Below are 16,260 nucleotides of genomic sequence, written 5' to 3' on the forward strand. Positions count from 1 at the left end.
AGGGCGCGCAATTAACGGTTGGTTTCCGTCAGCTGATACGTACCGCGCGAGTCGTCACCGTTCCGTCCGTTCGACGCGCCGACACCTGCCGGATCCGGCACACCGGGCCGCCCCGCCGCCGCGTCCGAGACACGTCACCGACCCGTCATCGAGATCCGGACGCTATACATATTGCCCCCGTTCCGGCGGTCGCGGTATGCACGTAGCGGACAGTTCGATAGGAGCTGTCGTCCTACCGGGAGATAGAATGGACGGTATGGCAGTGCAAGAGCCGGGTGAGCAGATCAGCATCGACGTGATCGAGACGATAGCCGACGTGACCGGGACCGACCCGCTGACGATGGAGCCGCCGCTGTACGAGGTCGTGGACACGGACGCGCTGGACGCGCTCTACGAGAGCGGTGCGACCGCGACCGTGGAGTTCGAGTACGACGGGCACAGCGTCGTCGTCGACGGCGACGGGACGGTCACCGTCGACGGCGCGGGAGGGGTCTGAGATGTCCTCGACGGGGTCGACCGAGGACGCCGAGGGCGCGATCCGCGAGACCTACGAGGAGTACGACGTGGGCGACACCCGCCTGGCGATGATCGCCGATCCGGAGAACGAACACGCCTGGATCCAGTCGGACGTGACCGAGCAGATCGAGCAATGAGGGCCGCGGGGGTTACGGGTAGCGGACCGACGACCGAACGGACCGAACGGACGACCGACGCGCCGCGGGACGCGACGGCGGCGCACCGACACACCCGGGGATGACAGCCGTGATAGAAGACATCGCCGCGGCGACGGCGAACGCACCGGCGAGCAGCGACGAATCGATCGAGGTGATCTGCGTCGACGACGACCGCGACTACCTGGACCTGATAGCGGCGCACCTCTCCGAACACGACGACCTGTCGGTCCGGACCGAGACCGTCCCCGCCGACGCGCTCGAACACGTCGACGCCGTCGACTGCGTCGTCAGCGACTACGACATGCCCGGCACGGACGGCCTGGAGTTCCTCTCCGAGGTGCGCGAGCGGGCGCCGACGCTCCCGTTCGTCCTCTTCACCGGGTCCGAACGGGCCGACATCGCCGAGGGGTTCCCCGAGTCGACGTGGACCGAGTTCCTCCGGAAGAACAGCCCCGCGGTGACCATGTCGGTCCTCGCCGGGCGGATCCGGCGGCTCGTCCACCACCACCGAACGATGCGGACCGCCGAACGGAGCCTGACCGCCATCGAGGCCACCGGCGACGGCATCGCCGTCGTCGGTCCGGACGGGGCGTTCTCGTTCGTCAACCGCGTGTTCGCCAGCCGGTTCGGCGCCGCCCCCGACGACCTGCTCGGCCGCCCGTGGCGCGAGTGTTTCCCCGACGACGAGGTCGAGCGGCTCGAATCCACCGCGCTGGAGACCGTCCGCGACGACTGGCAGTGGACCGGCGGCACCGTCTGCGAGACCGACGGCGGCGACACCTTCACCGCACAGACCCGCGTCGCCGGCCTCGACGACGGCTCGCTCGTCTTCTGTCTCACCGGGTCCGTCGAGGAGTAGGTCGCCGCCCACGAGGCGGCCGCCGCGACCCTCGGCCCGTTCGAACGCGCCGTTCTACGTCCCGTGCTGCCAGGAGCCCATGTACTCCTCCTGGGTCTCCGTCAGCGAGTCGAACGCCACGCCCTCGGCGTCCAGTTTGATCTCCGCGACTTCCCTGTCCAGTCGGTCGGGTACGTCGTGGACGCCGGCCTCGTACTCCTCGCCCGATTCGACCAGTTCGCGCACGCAGACGGCCTGGACGCCGAAGCTCTGGTCCATCACCTCGACGGGGTGGCCCAGCGCGACCGGCGTCGCGAGGTTGACGAGTCGTCCCTCGGCGAGGACGTTCAGCCGTCGGCCGTCCGCCATCTCGTACGCCTGCACGCCGTCGCGGGCCTCGTACTCGTCGACCGCCAGCTCCGAGAGCGCGTCCAGATCGATCTCCACGTCGAAGTGGCCGGCGTTGGCCAGCAGGACGCCGTCGTCCATCGCCTCGAAGTGCTCGGAGACGATCACGTCGCGGTTGCCCGTCGTCGTGATGAACACGTCGCCCTCCGCGGCGGCCTCCTCCATCGGGAGCACGTCGTAGCCCTCCATGTGGGCCTCCAGCGCGCGGCGGGGCTCGACCTCGGTGACGACCACGTCGGCGTTCTGGCCGCTGGCCTTCTTCGCGACGCCCTTCCCGCAGTGGCCGTAGCCCGCGACGACGACGGTCTTGCCGGCCCACGAGAGATTGGTGGTCATCGCGATCGACGCCAGCGAGGACTCGCCGGTGCCGTGGACGTTGTCGAACAGCCGCTTCATCGGCGTGTCGTTGACGGCGAACATCGGGTAGGCGAGTTCGCCGTCGTCGTCCATCGCGCGCAGGCGGTGGACCCCGGTGGTCGTCTCCTCGCAGCCACCGACGATCGAGTCGATGAGTTCCGGGTAGTCCTCGTGGATCGCCGCCACGAGGTCCATCCCGTCGTCCACCGTAATGGTCGGTTCGTGCTCGATGACCGCCTCCATCGCCGCGTAGTAGGCCTCGTCGTCGACCTCGCGCTCGGCGTAGGAGGTGACGCCCTCGACGGCGTCGAGGGCGACGCTCACGTCGTCGTGTGTCGAGAGGGGGTTACAGCCGGTAATCGCCACTTCGGCGCCGCCGACGGCGAGCAGTTCGGCGAGGATCGCTGTCTTCGCCTCGACGTGCATCGCCATCCCGACGACCTCGTCCGCGAAGGGCTGGTCGGCTTCGAACTCGGTGCGCAGCGACTCGCAGATCGGCATGTGCTGGCGCGCCCACTCCATCTTCCGGCGGCCGGACTCCCGTTTCGCCTCCGGGTCGTCGACGCGCTCGGTGATCGGCTCTGTCATGGCCGGAGAAAGGCGCACCGCCGGGAAAACCCCACCGGATCCGCGGTCTCTCGTACCGGCACCCTGTAGTTTTAACCGCCCGCGGCGTCCCCATCCGGTGATGTTAGACCGGGTGCTCGGCCGCGCGGAACTCAAAGAGCGCATCGCGGAACTCGAAGAGGAACTCGATAGCCGCGAGCAGCAACTGGAGGCCGAGCAGCGCCGGCGAGCCGACGCCGTCAGCGACCGTCAGGACGCCGAGGAGCGGGTCAACCGCCTCGAAGACCGCATCGCCGAGCTGGAGGGCGAGGTCGAGCGCCTGCGGGACGGCCAGGCCGGCGCCGACCGGGCGTTCGCCGCCGAGGAGACGCTGCGCGACGGCCGCCTCCGCGCGGTCCTCGACCGCCTCGAATCCGTCGAGACCGACCCCGAGGGCGCGTTCACCGCGTACGTCCCCGACGGGCACGACCTCTCGGAGCCCGTCCGGGAGGCGTTCGGCGACCGCGCGGCGCTGGTGGGCCGAGCCGCCCCCTGCCTCGCCGTCACCGACGACGCCGCGCTGGTCGGCGCCTGTCTCTCCGTGCCGAACCCGCCCGAGCCGTTCACGGAGTGGAGCGACGCCTTCGCGTTCGAGCGGTCCTGGTTCGAGCCCACGGGTTCGTTCACGTTCGCCCTCGTGCGCTCGGATCTGTTCGCCATGGGCGAGTACGACGGCGACGAGCAGGTCGCCTTCCAGGGGTTCGACTCCGAGTTGAAGAGTCAACACTCCAAGGGCGGCTACTCCCAGGCCCGCTTCGAGCGCCTGCGCGACGAGCAGATCGACAATCATCTGGAGCGGTGTCGCGTCGCGCTGGAGGGCCGGGAGACGGAACGGCTGTACGTCGTCGGCGAGCGCACCGTGTTGGACGAGTTCGAGGAGCTGGCGGACGGCGTCTCCTCGGTGAGCGCCAGCGGCGAGCCGGAACCCGCGCTGGAGTCGGCGTTTCGGGAGTTCTGGCGCGTCCAGTTGCGAGCGTTGTAGTTCGAGTCTCTGTAGCTGCGAATCGGACGACAGCAACCGCAAACAGCCTGACAGCCCTCCGAGCGACAGCAACCGACCGCACCGCAGGCTCGATCGTAGTCACTGACAGCGTGAAAGCCCCGACCGTCTCGACTCGCGCGGCTCGCTGCGCTCCTCGGGCTTCGCCCTGCGGTGCTTGCTTCCCCGGGCTTCGTCGAGACGGCCGCCCCTTTCATTCCCGCCCGCACAGACTGGCCGGTCGGCCGACACGGGCGGGAATGAAAGGGGCCGTCCGCTCCGGGAACCCGGGCGACGCAAGCACTGGAACGAGCGAAGCGAGTGAAGCGCGCAGCGAGCCCCGGGAGCGGAGCGGACGGGGGCTTTCACGCTGTTTGCGGTCACGATCACGACCGCGGTCGCGGTGCTGGTAGCTCCGACTGAACCACCCCGATCCACCGTGCGATTAAATCCGACCCGCACGAACACCGATCCATGCGCGTCGCGATCCTGGCCCACGAGGGGTTCCCCGACCGGGCGAAGACGGCCGTCGGCCTCCTGCGCTACGCCGACGACGAGGTGGCCGCGGTGCTCGACCGCACCCGCGCCGGCGAGCGCGTCCGCGACCACGTCCCGGACGTGCAGGACGCGCCGATCGTCGAGGGGATCGACGATGTCGAGACATCCATCGACGCGCTCGTGGTCGGGATCGCGCCCATCGGCGGCGGCTTCGACGAGACCTGGCGCCCGGACGTGCGCGGCGCGCTCGAACGCGGCGCCGACGTGGTCGCTGGGCTCCACTACTTCCTCGGCGACGACGCGGAGTTCGCCGACCTGGCCGCCGAACACGACTGCGAGATCCGCGACTTGCGCCGACCACCCGAGGACTTGACCGTCAGCGACGGGACCGCGAGCGAGGTGGACGCCGAGGTGGTCCTCACCGTCGGCACCGACTGCTCGTCGGGGAAGATGACGACGACGTTCGAACTCGCCGAAGCGGCCCGCGAGTGGGGCGTCGACGCCGGCGTCGTCCCGACCGGCCAGACCGGGATCGCCATCGAGGGCTACGGGATCGCCGTGGATCGGGTCGTCTCCGACTTCGCCGCCGGCGCGGTCGAGCGGATGGTCACCGAGCGCGCCGCCGACTTCGACGTACTGTTCGTCGAGGGCCAGGGCGCCGTCGGCCATCCCGCCTACTCCGGCGTGACCACGAGCATACTCCACGGAGCGATGCCCGACCGGCTGGTCCTCTGTCACGTCGCCGGCCGCGACGCCGTCCACGGCTACGAGCACGTCTCGATCCCGCCACCGGGGGAGTACGCCGCGCTCTACGAGTCGCTGGCCGAACCCGTCGCGCCCGCCGAGGTGGTCGCCGGCGCGCTCAACACCCAGCGCCTCGACGAGGACGCCGCCGCCGCCGATGCCGTCGAGGCGTACGCCGACGCCATCGACGCGCCCGCGACCGACCCCGTCCGTTTCGACGCGAGCGAGATTCTGCCGGCGGTGCTGGGGGAGGAGTGACCCGACGCCGCCGAGCGACGGCGGTCGCCGCATCGCTCATATCCGGTCGACGGTCGCGGCGTAGACGCCGCCGAGCACCAGCCCGTAGACGGCGTGCCACAGCAGCGACGGCACCGCGAAGTTCGGGAACGGCGGCGACGCCGGCGACCCGACCGCGTCGAGCCACAGCGGCATCACGAGCGCCGCGAGGACCGCCCACGTCAGGACGCCCCAGGCGACGCCGGCGCCGACCTGCTCGCCGGGCGAATCGAGGTCGAGCGCACCGGCGATGGCGGCGAAGGCCACGCCCAGCACGGCGCCGTGGGAGGCGTGGACGAACAGCCCCGCCGCGCCGCTGGGCGGCGGCGCCAGCGCGTACAGCGACGGGATCGCGACGGTGATCGTGGGCTCGTTCATCGCGACGACCAGCGCGCCCATCGCGAGCGCGCCGAGTATCCCCCCGACGACGCCGGCCTGCCAGGAGTCGTTCGCGTGCGGTTCCTCCGTCGCAGCCTCGGTCGCTGTCGACATAGTCGAGTGGACTCGCGGGTGGCGAAAGAAACCGACTCGAGAGTGTGTGCGTGCCGCCACGGCGCACGGCGGCGGCACGGTTATGTAGGGCAACGATCCTGCGAGCGACCTGCAAGGGACCCACAACGACCCCGCACGGAACGCCGACTCAGACCCACTCGGCGAAGTGCTCGCGCTCGCGGCTCAGATCGACGTACTCCTCGCTCATCCGCGCGAGCGCCGTCTCCAGGTCGACACCGTCGGCCAGGTGCTCGCGGACGCGGGCCTTCTTCCAGGCGCTCGGCGTGACGCCGGCATCCCAGCGGGCTTCGATCGGGTCGAGATACCGGTCCCGCGTCGCCTCGTCGACCCCCTGTTCGTCGAGTCCGCGGCGGGCGTACTCGAACAGCTCGGCGAATATCTCTTCGGAGTCGCCCGTCCGCTCGCCATCGGCGGTCACCCACGTCAGGTCGGCGTCGAGGCCGTCCTCGATGGCGGCGTAGAAACTCCGCTCGGCGTCGTCCCAGGGCAGCTCGCCGAGCGGGTGGTCGGCGGTGACGAGCCCGCGGAGGAGGCCCGCAGTCAGGACCTGCAGGCCGACGATGTCGCGGACGGTCGGCTGGGTGGGCAGCGGGCGGTACTCGACGCGCAGCGAGCGCTCGTCGCAGGCGCCGTCGACGGCGTCGCCGCCGGCCACGCCGCGCACCCACCGCCAGAAGGTGCCCCGCTTGTAGTCGAACTCCCAGGCCGCGCTGGCCGGGTCGCCGCCCTTCTGGCCCTCCTCTTCCACGTCGTCCTCGTCCTCGATCCACTCCCGCAGGAAGGGAGCGAAGCTATCGTCGGCGACGACGTGTTCGAGCGCGTCCGTGGGGTCGTCGAGGTCGTCGGGGACGCGGACCTTCCGACAGCCCTGGTTCATCGACTGCTCGAAGGCCGCGATCCGGAGTTCGTGGTGGGTCTCCTCGACGAGTCGTTCGGGGTCGTCGACCTCGCCGTAGCAGTCGCCGGGGAGGAACGGGGAGTTCGCCGAAAGGGCGACGAGCGGGCCGAGCGTGCGCGTCGCGAGGTTGTGATAGCGCGGGAAGTCGTCGGTGTCGGGCACCTGCACGTGGGGCTGGATCGAGGTCGCCAGCGACTCGAAGAGGATGGTGCGGTAGCCCGTCTCGGCGCCAGGAACAGAGAAGTCGATCTCGCCGCCGGCCCGCCGGACGGCGACGTTGTCGAGCGCGCCGTAGCGGGGGTCTTGCCGCATGTTCCGCGCGACGAGCACCGCGTCGTCGGGGTCGCCGCCGGGGACGACCACGGGGCGGCCGGCGTCGTCTGGCGAGCCACTGGAGTCGCCAGCGCCGCCCCGCACCTCCACGTCGTCGAGGTAGGCGTGTGTCCCCTCGGAGGGTGCGACGGCCGGCATCGCGTCGAGGACGATCTCCAGCCCGTGCTCGCGCGCTCGCTCGCGGGTGGCTGCCAGGTCGTCCTCGATCTCGGCGGCCTGGGCCGCGACGCCGTCGTCGTCGAAGCGGCTCGGCGCGGCGTTGAGTTCGGCGTTGTGCAGCCCGAGTTCCTTGTCGGCCGGTCCCTCGTACACGTCGTCCGGGATCGGCGCGAGAGAGCGCTCGGCGCCCTCACCGTCGAGCGCGTACACTTCCAGTTCCAGCCCCAGCGTCGCCGCCTCGTTGTCGAAGGCGCCGTCGGCGAGCGCGTCGGTCAGCCGGTCGGCCTGCGCGCGCACTCGCCCGTCGAACGCGTCGGTCCCGGCGAGCGAGCGCCTGACGAGCGACTCGTGGTCGGTCATTACCCCGAGGGTGGTCCACCGCCGGCAAAAAAGGCTCGGGCGGCCCGCGTGTCCGACGGTTCGCGGGAGCCCTGCTCGCGAGGAGCAAAAATCAAGTCGGAAATCGGCCGTCCTCTCCGAACGGAGAGACTTCCGAAACGAAGCGCCGTGTCTCCCGAGATAGTTCGTAAGATCGTGGCAAATATTAGGACTTGTTCGCGGTACACAAGATTTATTCCGTCAACTATCTGTTGCCGAATATGGATGTTTCCCGACGCCGGTGGTTGAAGGCACTCGGTACGGGCGGAACTGTGGTCGTCGCTGGTTGCGCTGGGGTGAGCGGAGACACGGGACAGACCGACACCCGTCAGATCTCGCCGGAGACACAAAGTACGCCGGACGCCCGGTCGGGGCAATCCCGGTCCGAACGCGAACCCCAGCGCTGTACGGGCGAGAGCGTCACGGCCGAGGCCGAACTCTCCGAGGCCAGTAGCTCCGGAGGCGGGCTGGAGTATCACCCCTCGAACGATACGGTCACGTACGTCGTCTCCCGGAACGGAACCGAGGGGTCGGAGACGAGATCCGACCCCTTCGCCGAGTGGGCCGAACGGAGAAGCGCCCGCGTGGGCCGGTCACGCGTCGAAACGGCGACGAACTCGAGGCTCGGGACGGGCGCCGTGTCCTCCGCAGTGGGCGGGCCACCGGACTCGAAGGCCGGCGATGCCCCGATCGTCTGGGTTCAAACGTCCGACGAGGAGGGAGATCCGACGATCGACGAGGTGGTCCGCACTGCCCCGGGTTCGGTGACCGTCTCGCTGACCCTGGGGGAACGGGACTTCTCGCGGACCGTTCCCGTCTTCGCGAGGGTCGTCGATCCACAACTCACGTGACCGGTCCTCAGGTCGGTGTTTGCGGCCGAGGGCTGCTGTCGCGGTTCGAACGCTCTCACTCCTCGTCGACGAGTTCGATCGCGTCGTCGCCCGTCGGGACCGCACAGAGGAAGGCACCCTCCAGGTCGCGCTCGTTGCGGTACCAGTGGACGGCGCCGGCAGGGACGTGCAGCGCGTCGCCGCCCTGGACCGTGTGTTCCTCGCCGTCGATGCCGACGACGTACTCCCCCGCGAGGACGTACTGCTCGTGTTCGATCTCGTTGGTGTGTTTCGGCACCTCGGCGCCGGGCGCCAGCGTGAACCGCCGGATCGCGAGGTTCTCGGCGCCGTGGTCCTCGCCGACCAGCACCGCCTTCGACAGCCCCTCCGCGGCGTCGACCGGTTCGTACTCGATATCTTCCGCGCGGCGGATCAGCGGCGTCGCCGGGTCCGCGGTCGCATTGTCGTCGGTCGCGTCGCTCTCACTCATGTGGGCGGCTACGACCCCCGGGACAATGACTGTGGTCCCGACGTGGTGGGAGGTGGTCGGCACGGACGACGATGGATCGAGTGCGGTGGCGCGCGCTGTCGCGAGTCTCGTCTCGCGACAGCACCGCGCGAGGGATGAGCGACGATAGGAGCGAATCGGCTGGGGAGGTTCGAGGCCGTCTGCGGTCGCTGTGCCGGGCGGTCGCGGTCCTGGCGGACTGAAAGGGCGAGGCGCGCTCGCGCTTGGGTAGTCGTCTGAGCGGGCACTATCCGCGCGGGCCGTGCTGAGAGCGCGGATATCCCGCTCAGCGACCGCGAGCGGGTCGAGGGCTTTCAGCGCATGCCGTCGAGTGCGGTCGATCCAACTCCTAGCGAGCGGGTCGAGGGCTTTCAGCGCATGCCGTCGAGTGCGGTCGATCCGGCTGCTAGCGAGCGCGGCGAGGGCTTTCATCGCTCACCGTCAAGTGCGGTCGATCCGGCTGCTAGCGAGCGCGGCGAGGGCTTTCATCGCTCACCGTCGAGTGCGGTCGAGTCAACAGCTAGCGGACCGAAGGCACGCAACGCGTCCCGACCACAGAGAGACAGAACATTGGATTCAGATCCCGGCACGCTCGAACACGACTTCGAGCGACCGGGCGGTCTCGCGGGCGGCGTCCTCGTCGGCCATCGCCTCCAGTTCGTCGGAGAACGGCTCGGCCATCACGGGCCCGTCGTAGCCGACCGAGTCCAGATGCGAGAGGAAGGTCTCGATATCGATCACGCCCGTCGCGCCGGGCAGAGCGCGCTCGGTGTCGACGTACTCGTCGAGCGCGAGTCCCTCCGGCGCGTCGTTGACGTGTACGTCGACGACATCGTCGGCGTCGAGCGCGTCCAGTGCTTCCGTCGACCCCCCGGCGGTGTGCCAGTGCCAGCTGTCGAGCAGGAGTCCTGTGTTATCCCCGACCGCCGAACAGAGGTCGAGCATGCCGCCGGCGGTCGAGATAAAGTCGTACTCGTGGCCCTCGCGGAGCGTCTCGGGGCCGAGGAACTCCAGGCCCAGATCGATCCCGTGGTCGGCCAAGAGTTCGGCGACCCGTTCGAGCCGGTCGCGGTGGAAGGCGACGTTCTCCTCGAAGGGCCGCTCGTCGCTGAACGACATGATATAGGTGGACATCCGAGTACAGCCGACGGCGGCCGCGGCCTCGGCGACCTCGGGGAGCGCGTCCAGATCCGACTCGTAGGTCTCGGCGTCGCCGGTCGCGTCCACGGGGAGAGCCGCGCTCCCCGCACGGAGGTCGTGGTCGTCGAGGACCGCGCGGTAGTTCTCTGGGCCGTGCTCGCGGAGGTATCCCAGGTCGACCTGGACCGCGTCGAAGCCGGTCTCCGCGGCCAGCGCGGCCGCCTCGGGGAACGGGCGGTCGACGCCGACGGCGTCGGGGTCGAAGCTCGTGTACATGGGCCGAGCGTCGCCGCCCGCCGGCATATAGCTCTCGCAGGGAGCGAGTCTCGCCCGTGCCGGGCCGCGACGTGCCGGCTTCGGCCGCGGCCACACACGGGCTTAAGGGCGTGCCGGGACTACCCGGAGGTATGCGACGATTCCGTATCGGGAGCGCCTTCGGCATCCCGATCGACGTGGATCTCACGTTCCTCCTCGTCCTGCCGCTGTTCGCCTGGGCGATCGGGTCGCAGATCGGCCGCTACGTCGAGATCGTCAACGACCTGTTCGGGACGGCGATCCCCGTCGACGTGCTGACGGCCTCGACCGAACTCTCGCTGGGGCTGGGACTGGTCGCGGCGCTGGGGCTGTTCGTCGGCGTCGTGCTGCACGAACTGGGCCACTCGCTAGTGGCGATGCGCTACGGCTTCCCCATCTCGTCGATCACGCTGTGGATCTTCGGCGGCATCGCCCAACTGGACGAGATGCCCGAGGACTGGCGCCAGGAGTTCCTCATCGCCATCGCCGGCCCGGTCGTGAGCATCGCGCTCGGCGCCGTCTCCTACGCCGCCTTCCTCGCGGTCCCGGCCGGCGACTCGCTGGCCGTCGCCGCGGCGGGGTTCGTCCTCGGCTACCTGGCGCTGATGAACGTCGTGCTGGCTGGGTTCAATCTGTTGCCCGGCTTCCCGATGGACGGTGGCCGCGTGCTCCGGGCGCTGCTCAACCGCACTCGCCCGTACGCCCGCGCGACGGAGATCGCCGCCGAGGTCGGGAAACTGTTCGCCATCGGGCTCGGTCTGTTCGGCCTGTTCGGTGGCGGCGGCCTGTTCATGGTCGCCATCGCCTTCTTCATCTACATCGGCGCGGCCAGCGAGGCCCAGCAGACGACGATGCGGGCGGCCTTCGAGGGCGTCGTCGTCGAGGACGTGATGACGCCGGCCGACCGCGTGACCACCGTCGACGACGACGGGTCGGTCGCCGAGCTGATCGAGACGATGTTCCGGGAGCGACACACCGGCTACCCCGTCGAGCGCGACGGAGAGATCGTCGGGCTCGTCACGCTCGAAGACGCCCGCGCGGTGCGGGAGGTCGAGCGCGACGCCTACCGCGTCGAGGAGGTCATGTCGACGGAGATCTACACCGTCGCGCCCGACGACGACGTGATGACGGCGCTGGAGGAGCTGGATTCCCACGCCGTCGGCCGCCTGCTCGTCATGGACGACGACGAGTTCGTCGGGCTGGTCACCCGCACGGACATCATGAGCGCGCTGTCGATCATCAAATCGAGCGGTCGCTACCAGTCCGAACCGGCCGATTCGGCGGGCCCGGACGTGTTCAACGCCGAGGAGTCCCGGCAATCCTGAGCCCCCGGGGCCGACGGCGGTTTCCGCCTCACCCGCTACACGTCGTCGACGAGTTCGCCGATCCGGTCGATCGGGAGCCCCTGCATGGTCTTCGTGTCGAGCCCGTGGCGCTCGATGGCCTGGGTCACCTGGAACGCCTGCTCCTCGTCGTCGACGGCGTAGACGATCAGGAAGTCGTAGTCGCCGAGCACGGCGTGAGTGTCGACGACCTCGCCGCCGAGTTCCTCGACCTCCTCCCGGATGGCGCCCCAGATCCTGACGAGCTCCTGGGCGTTCTGGAACTCGGATCCGTGTACGTCTACCTCCGTGATGTAGGTAGGCATGGCCAACTCGCACAACGTCCGCGAGGCCATTGAGGCTGGCGCCCGCGGCGGACGGCCCCGGCCCGAACCCGGGCCGAGAGGAGGTGCGCTCGCGCGCCCGCGCTCACCGCTCGTCGGCGCTCAGCGCTCGCCGTCGGGCAACTGGTCGAAGGCCGCGGGGTCCTGCCACAGCTCGTGGAGGGTGCCCGCGGCGAGGAATCGGGTCGGCGCGGCGACCCACTCGGTCGTCACGGGGTCGGACAGCTCCGGCGCGTCGGTCTCGAACCACCACGCGACGTAGCGGCCGTCGGACAGCCGCGCCGTCGGGTACATCTGCCCGTCGACCTCCACGTCGACGCGGGTCTCGTCGTCGACCGGCGGCCGCTCGTCGCCGTCGGTCGCGACGCTGATCTCAATGGGGATCGACCGCTCCCCGCTCGCCTCGCCGACGCCTGCGTCGTCGCCGTGTTCCGTGGTCGGGATCATCCTCGTCTCGGTTCTACGGGAGGGCCTCACAGCCCATAAACCCCAGTCGGTCAGGCGTCAGACGCCGCGCGGTCGGGGGATCCGCTCCGGTCGCGCCCGACCGCCTCAGGCGGCGACGATCGGCTCGTAGTCGTACTCGCTGGTGAGGTCTTTCAACTTCTCCAGGGCCGCCTCCTCCTCTTCGAGGTTCTCGTGGAGGACGTCGCCGGCCTCGTCCATGCCGAGGCGGTCGGCCAGCAGCGCGAGGTTGCCGTAGGCCGCGATCTCGTAGTGTTCGGTCTTCTGTGCCGCCGTCAGGTTGTGTACGTCGAGCACGTCCGCGTCGGGGTCCATGTCGAGCAGCTCCTCGTGTTCCTCGATCAGCCCCTGGATCCCCTCGCACTCCTCCTCCTCGGGCTCCCGACCGAGCATCTCGAACACCTCCTCCAGGCGTTCGATCTGGCCTTCGGTCTCCTCGTGGTGCTCCTCGAAGGCCCGGGAGATCTCCTCGTGCTCGGTCTGGTCGGCCAACTGGTCGAGCACGTCGAGCAGCTCGTGCTCGGCGTAGTAGATGTCTTCGAGTTCGTGCGTGAACAGCTCCTTCGCAGATGTGACTGACATGGTGGTGCTCCGTCGAGCCCTCCGACCGCCGCGCGGATAGTAATCCGCTCGCTACCCGATCGCCCGAGGACGGCGCCGCCGTATTCGGGGGTTACCGGTTCGAAAGCTCGCCTGAACGCGGTGTGGATCGGGAGACGAGACGGGGATAGATGGGGCGGAGACCGGCGCGAGCCGGTCGAACCGGCGCGAACCCGCGACCGCGGCTGAACGGACGCGCCCGTTTTTCACGTCGAGCGCGAACGGGACGGCATGGAAGGGGATCTCCTCGTCTACGGAGCGTACGGCTACACCGGGTCGCTGATCACCGAACGGGCCGTCGCCGACGGCCTCGACCCGGTCCTCGCCGGGCGGTCGGCCGAGCGCGTCGAGGCGGCGGCGACCGAGCGCGGCTGCGACCACCGGGTGTTCAGCCTCGAACACCCGACCGTCGTCGAGCGGCGGGTCGCCGACGCCGACGCCGTGCTCAACTGCGCCGGGCCGTTCGAGGACACCGCCGAGCCGCTGGTCGACGCGTGTTGCCGGACCGGCACCGACTACCTCGACCTCGCGGGCAACGTCGACGTGCTCGAAGCGACCGCCGCCCGCGACGCCGAGGCGGCCGACGCCGGCGTCGCGCTCGTCCCCGGCGTCGGCTTCGACGTCGTCCCGACCGACTGTCTGGCAGCGATCCTCCACGGCCTGCTCCCCGAGGCCGAGGAACTCACGATCGCCATCGACGGGCTGGGGACGTTCTCGCCGGGGACGGCGAAGTCGATGCTCCGCGGGCTCGACCGCCCGGGCGCCGTCCGCCGGGACGGCCGCGTCGAGACGGTCCCGGTGGCCTACAAGCGCCGCTCGTTCGAGTTCCCGCCGGGCGAGACCACCGCCGTCACCGTCCCCTGGGGCGACGTGTCCGCGGCCTACTACTCGACGGGCATCCCGAACATCGAGGTGTACGCGGGCGTCCCCGACCGCGTCGCCGACGCGATGGAGCGGACCCGGTGGCTGGTGCCCGCCCTCGCCGCGGGGCCGGTCCGGCGAGCGGCCGAGGCCGTCGCGGGACGGGTCGTGTCCGGTCCGACCGCCGACGAACGCGCCCAGAGCGAGACGCACGTCTGGGGCGAGGTGGTCGACGAGGACGGGACCGCCGCCCGCGCGCGAATGCGGACGCCGGACACCTACGACCTGACCGCCGCGACGGCGGTCGAGGCCGCGCGGCGCGTCCTCGCGGGCGAGGCCGGCGACGGCTTCCAGACGCCCGCCTCCGCCTTCGGCCCCGAGTTCGCCGAGGCCTTCGAGGGCGTCGAGCGCGAGATCCTGACCGAGCCCGAGCGGGTGGCCCAGTAGCGCGGCCGAGGACCGGCGCTGGCCGGTCGGTGGCCGTATCGACCAGCCGGCGATGCCGTCGTAAGCCGCTGTTACCGCGGGTTCCCGCCCGTTACTTTTCCCCGGCGATTCCCGAGGGTCGGGCATGGCGAAAGAACTGGAAGAGTCGGACGTGACCCGCGAGGAGGCCGCCGAGAAACTGGAGTCGATCGCCGAGGACCTGCGCGGCGACGGGAGCTTCGACGTGAACGTGAACAACCGGACCGTCCACCTCGCCCCGCCAGAGGAGATCGGCATGGAGATCGGCGTCCGCGAGATGTCCTCGCTGCTGCGGGGCAGCCGCGAGGCTTTCACCGTCAAACTCGACTGGAAGCCCGAGTAGCGGCGCGGCCCGCGCGGCTGGAGCCGGTGGGTCGCCACGCCCTCCGTTCCGCACGCCGCGAGCGTGACCCGGCCGGACTCGCCGCCGACGCCGGCTTTATATCCGGCCGGCGCGCGGGTCCGCCGATGACGGTCGACCTCGCGTTCGTCGGCGCCGGCGGCATCGCCCAGTGGCAGCACTTCGACAACCTCGAAGCCATCGACGACGCCCGCATCGTCGGCGTCTGCGACGTGAACGCGGAGACCGCGGAGTCGGCGGCCGACCGCTTCGACGCCCCCGCCTTCTCGGACCACCACGACCTCTACGCGGAGACCGACCCCGACGCCGTCTTCGTCTGTCTCCCGCCGTTCGCCCACGACGACCAGGAGGTCGCCGCCGCCGAACACGGCTACGACCTGTTCGTCGAGAAGCCGCTCGCGCTCTCCGCCGAGAAGGCCCGCGAGATCGAGGCGGCGATCGAGGCCAACGACGTGCTCGCGCAGGTCGGCTACGACTGGCGCTACTCGGCAGGCGTCGAGCGTGCCCGGGAGATCCTCTCCGGCCGCGACGTGGGCTACGTCGACGGCTACTGGTGGGGCGGCGTCGCCGGCGGCGAGGACCACTGGTGGCGCCACGCCGAGAAGTCGGGCGGCCAGGTCGTCGAGCAGGCCACCCACGTCTACGACACCGTCCGCCACCTCGTCGGCGACGTGGACCGGGTCGCGGCGGCCGGGAGCCACCGCCTCGCCGACGAGGTGGACTTCTCCGACGCCACCTCGGCGACGATGACCCACGAGAACGGCGCGATTTCCCACGTCTCGACCTCCTGCGCCGCCGAGGACGACAAACACGGCCTGGAGGTCGTCGCCGACGGCGCGACCATCGAGGTGACCGAGCAGTCCGTCTCCGGCGTCGTCGACGGCGACGAGATCGACGAGAGCTTCGACCGCAACCCCTACGCCGCCGAGGTCGAGTCGTTCGTCGACGCCGTGGCGTCGGGCGACGGGGCCGGCCTGCGCTCGCCGTACGCGGACGCCCGCCAGACCTTCGAGCTGACGCTGGCGGTCAACGAGTCGATCGAAAACGGCGAGCCGGTGGAGCTGTAGCGTCCACGGAAAAATCGCGCGAGACCATCCACCGGGCTACTGCAGTACGTCCGGGAGCTCCCCCGAAGTGTTCTCGTCGGGGTCGATACCGACCTCGCGGAGTTCCTCGTCCGTCGGCTCGCGCCCCGTCTCGCCGTGGTAGAGTGCGACCGCCTCGTCGAGGTTGTCGAGCGCCGCTTCGCGAGTTTCCCCCTGCGACGCGACACCGGTCTCCTCGTCGCGCGCGACCCACAGGTCACCGCTCTCGCCGAGCGTGAGCGTGATCTCGACCGGCGTGGTCGGGTCCTCGTCACCCGACCCGTCGGTGTCCGTGCTCATACGCTGACTGAGGTCGGGATGACT

At 70.2% G+C, this 16,260-nt stretch carries 19 protein-coding genes; 10 read left to right on the forward strand and 9 right to left on the reverse strand.

Annotation, left to right across the window (positions count from 1 at the left end):
- The first annotated feature begins 256 nt into the window (after positions 1-256).
- From HZS54_RS03525 to HZS54_RS03535, 3 genes are all read left to right on the forward strand, one after another.
- Positions 257-496, forward strand: a complete 240-nt coding sequence (locus tag HZS54_RS03525; RefSeq protein ID WP_218927116.1) for a HalOD1 output domain-containing protein — start codon at positions 257-259, stop codon at positions 494-496.
- A 1-nt stretch (position 497) separates the two neighbouring features.
- On the forward strand, positions 498-653 hold the full coding sequence (locus tag HZS54_RS03530; protein WP_006882497.1) for a hypothetical protein: 156 nt from the start codon (positions 498-500) through the stop codon (positions 651-653).
- A gap of 109 nt (positions 654-762) precedes the next feature.
- A complete protein-coding gene (locus tag HZS54_RS03535) occupies positions 763-1,533 on the forward strand; it encodes a response regulator (RefSeq protein WP_179920583.1) in 771 nt (256 codons plus the stop codon).
- A gap of 54 nt (positions 1,534-1,587) precedes the next feature.
- On the opposite strand, the gene HZS54_RS03540 is transcribed toward HZS54_RS03535, so the two are convergent.
- Entirely contained in the window at positions 1,588-2,865 is a 1,278-nt protein-coding gene (locus HZS54_RS03540; protein ID WP_179920584.1) for an adenosylhomocysteinase, read from the reverse strand.
- A gap of 100 nt (positions 2,866-2,965) precedes the next feature.
- Here HZS54_RS03540 and HZS54_RS03545 point away from each other — a divergent pair, with 100 nt between their 5' ends.
- Positions 2,966-3,865: a Vms1/Ankzf1 family peptidyl-tRNA hydrolase gene (locus HZS54_RS03545; protein ID WP_179920585.1), complete on the forward strand. Its 900-nt coding sequence runs from the start codon at positions 2,966-2,968 to the stop codon at positions 3,863-3,865.
- Positions 3,866-4,336: 471 nt separating this feature from the next.
- Complete coding sequence (locus HZS54_RS03550; protein ID WP_179920586.1) at positions 4,337-5,362, forward strand: N-acetyltransferase DgcN family protein; 1,026 nt, start codon at positions 4,337-4,339, stop codon at positions 5,360-5,362.
- A gap of 36 nt (positions 5,363-5,398) precedes the next feature.
- On the opposite strand, the gene HZS54_RS03555 is transcribed toward HZS54_RS03550, so the two are convergent.
- Both HZS54_RS03555 and HZS54_RS03560 read right to left on the reverse strand, forming a co-directional pair.
- Entirely contained in the window at positions 5,399-5,872 is a 474-nt protein-coding gene (locus HZS54_RS03555; protein ID WP_179920587.1) for a DUF6789 family protein, read from the reverse strand.
- 148 nt (positions 5,873-6,020) lie between these two features.
- Positions 6,021-7,643 carry a glutamate-cysteine ligase family protein gene (locus tag HZS54_RS03560; RefSeq protein ID WP_179920588.1) on the reverse strand — a complete coding sequence of 541 codons (1,623 nt, stop codon included), beginning with the start codon at positions 7,641-7,643 and terminating at the stop codon, positions 6,021-6,023.
- Positions 7,644-7,957: 314 nt separating this feature from the next.
- On the opposite strand from HZS54_RS03560, the gene HZS54_RS03565 reads away from it, so the two are divergent.
- Positions 7,958-8,512, forward strand: a complete 555-nt coding sequence (locus tag HZS54_RS03565; protein ID WP_179920589.1) for a hypothetical protein — start codon at positions 7,958-7,960, stop codon at positions 8,510-8,512.
- 55 nt (positions 8,513-8,567) lie between these two features.
- On the opposite strand, the gene HZS54_RS03570 is transcribed toward HZS54_RS03565, so the two are convergent.
- Both HZS54_RS03570 and HZS54_RS03575 read right to left on the reverse strand, forming a co-directional pair.
- Positions 8,568-8,981, reverse strand: coding sequence for a cupin domain-containing protein (locus HZS54_RS03570; RefSeq protein ID WP_179920590.1), 414 nt, complete (start codon positions 8,979-8,981; stop codon positions 8,568-8,570).
- 594 nt (positions 8,982-9,575) lie between these two features.
- Positions 9,576-10,415 carry a sugar phosphate isomerase/epimerase family protein gene (locus tag HZS54_RS03575; protein ID WP_179920591.1) on the reverse strand — a complete coding sequence of 280 codons (840 nt, stop codon included), beginning with the start codon at positions 10,413-10,415 and terminating at the stop codon, positions 9,576-9,578.
- 131 nt (positions 10,416-10,546) lie between these two features.
- On the opposite strand from HZS54_RS03575, the gene HZS54_RS03580 reads away from it, so the two are divergent.
- Positions 10,547-11,758, forward strand: coding sequence for a site-2 protease family protein (locus HZS54_RS03580; RefSeq protein ID WP_179920592.1), 1,212 nt, complete (start codon positions 10,547-10,549; stop codon positions 11,756-11,758).
- Between the two features lie 35 nt (positions 11,759-11,793).
- Here the strand turns inward: HZS54_RS03580 and HZS54_RS03585 are convergent, their stop codons facing one another.
- From HZS54_RS03585 to HZS54_RS03595, 3 genes are all read right to left on the reverse strand, one after another.
- Positions 11,794-12,081: a GYD domain-containing protein gene (locus HZS54_RS03585; protein ID WP_179920593.1), complete on the reverse strand. Its 288-nt coding sequence runs from the start codon at positions 12,079-12,081 to the stop codon at positions 11,794-11,796.
- A 120-nt stretch (positions 12,082-12,201) separates the two neighbouring features.
- Positions 12,202-12,546, reverse strand: coding sequence for a hypothetical protein (locus HZS54_RS03590; RefSeq protein WP_179920594.1), 345 nt, complete (start codon positions 12,544-12,546; stop codon positions 12,202-12,204).
- 105 nt (positions 12,547-12,651) lie between these two features.
- Positions 12,652-13,146: a YciE/YciF ferroxidase family protein gene (locus HZS54_RS03595; RefSeq protein WP_179920595.1), complete on the reverse strand. Its 495-nt coding sequence runs from the start codon at positions 13,144-13,146 to the stop codon at positions 12,652-12,654.
- Between the two features lie 249 nt (positions 13,147-13,395).
- Here HZS54_RS03595 and HZS54_RS03600 point away from each other — a divergent pair, with 249 nt between their 5' ends.
- The 3 genes from HZS54_RS03600 to HZS54_RS03610 all read left to right on the forward strand — a co-directional run bounded on the left by HZS54_RS03600 (position 13,396) and on the right by HZS54_RS03610 (position 15,918).
- Positions 13,396-14,472: a saccharopine dehydrogenase family protein gene (locus tag HZS54_RS03600; protein WP_179920596.1), complete on the forward strand. Its 1,077-nt coding sequence runs from the start codon at positions 13,396-13,398 to the stop codon at positions 14,470-14,472.
- A gap of 124 nt (positions 14,473-14,596) precedes the next feature.
- Entirely contained in the window at positions 14,597-14,833 is a 237-nt protein-coding gene (locus HZS54_RS03605; protein WP_179920597.1) for an amphi-Trp domain-containing protein, read from the forward strand.
- A gap of 125 nt (positions 14,834-14,958) precedes the next feature.
- Positions 14,959-15,918: a Gfo/Idh/MocA family protein gene (locus tag HZS54_RS03610; RefSeq protein ID WP_179920598.1), complete on the forward strand. Its 960-nt coding sequence runs from the start codon at positions 14,959-14,961 to the stop codon at positions 15,916-15,918.
- Positions 15,919-15,954: 36 nt separating this feature from the next.
- Here HZS54_RS03610 and HZS54_RS03615 read toward each other — a convergent pair whose 3' ends face one another.
- The gene (locus tag HZS54_RS03615) at positions 15,955-16,236 is read right to left on the reverse strand and encodes a type II toxin-antitoxin system HicB family antitoxin (RefSeq protein ID WP_179920599.1); all 282 of its coding nucleotides are present in this window, start codon (positions 16,234-16,236) and stop codon (positions 15,955-15,957) included.
- Positions 16,237-16,260 lie beyond the last annotated feature (24 nt).

Origin of the sequence: Halosimplex pelagicum (genome assembly GCF_013415905.1) — an archaeon.
GTDB lineage: Archaea > Halobacteriota > Halobacteria > Halobacteriales > Haloarculaceae > Halosimplex > Halosimplex pelagicum.

Bases quoted from the DNA above. Each gene is read 5' to 3' on its own strand.
- HZS54_RS03575 (WP_179920591.1), bottom strand. From the start codon at position 10,415: ATGTACACGAGCTTCGACCCCGACGCCGTCGGCGTCGACCGCCCGTTC.
- HZS54_RS03545 (WP_179920585.1), top strand. From the start codon at position 2,966: ATGTTAGACCGGGTGCTCGGCCGCGCGGAACTCAAAGAGCGCATCGCG.
- HZS54_RS03610 (WP_179920598.1), top strand. From the start codon at position 14,959: ATGACGGTCGACCTCGCGTTCGTCGGCGCCGGCGGCATCGCCCAGTGG.
- HZS54_RS03555 (WP_179920587.1), bottom strand. From the start codon at position 5,872: ATGTCGACAGCGACCGAGGCTGCGACGGAGGAACCGCACGCGAACGAC.
- HZS54_RS03590 (WP_179920594.1), bottom strand. From the start codon at position 12,546: ATGATCCCGACCACGGAACACGGCGACGACGCAGGCGTCGGCGAGGCG.
- HZS54_RS03595 (WP_179920595.1), bottom strand. From the start codon at position 13,146: ATGTCAGTCACATCTGCGAAGGAGCTGTTCACGCACGAACTCGAAGAC.
- HZS54_RS03615 (WP_179920599.1), bottom strand. From the start codon at position 16,236: ATGAGCACGGACACCGACGGGTCGGGTGACGAGGACCCGACCACGCCG.
- HZS54_RS03585 (WP_179920593.1), bottom strand. From the start codon at position 12,081: ATGCCTACCTACATCACGGAGGTAGACGTACACGGATCCGAGTTCCAG.
- HZS54_RS03525 (WP_218927116.1), top strand. From the start codon at position 257: ATGGCAGTGCAAGAGCCGGGTGAGCAGATCAGCATCGACGTGATCGAG.
- HZS54_RS03560 (WP_179920588.1), bottom strand. From the start codon at position 7,643: ATGACCGACCACGAGTCGCTCGTCAGGCGCTCGCTCGCCGGGACCGAC.
- HZS54_RS03580 (WP_179920592.1), top strand. From the start codon at position 10,547: ATGCGACGATTCCGTATCGGGAGCGCCTTCGGCATCCCGATCGACGTG.
- HZS54_RS03570 (WP_179920590.1), bottom strand. From the start codon at position 8,981: ATGAGTGAGAGCGACGCGACCGACGACAATGCGACCGCGGACCCGGCG.
- HZS54_RS03605 (WP_179920597.1), top strand. From the start codon at position 14,597: ATGGCGAAAGAACTGGAAGAGTCGGACGTGACCCGCGAGGAGGCCGCC.
- HZS54_RS03600 (WP_179920596.1), top strand. From the start codon at position 13,396: ATGGAAGGGGATCTCCTCGTCTACGGAGCGTACGGCTACACCGGGTCG.
- HZS54_RS03530 (WP_006882497.1), top strand. From the start codon at position 498: ATGTCCTCGACGGGGTCGACCGAGGACGCCGAGGGCGCGATCCGCGAG.
- HZS54_RS03540 (WP_179920584.1), bottom strand. From the start codon at position 2,865: ATGACAGAGCCGATCACCGAGCGCGTCGACGACCCGGAGGCGAAACGG.
- HZS54_RS03550 (WP_179920586.1), top strand. From the start codon at position 4,337: ATGCGCGTCGCGATCCTGGCCCACGAGGGGTTCCCCGACCGGGCGAAG.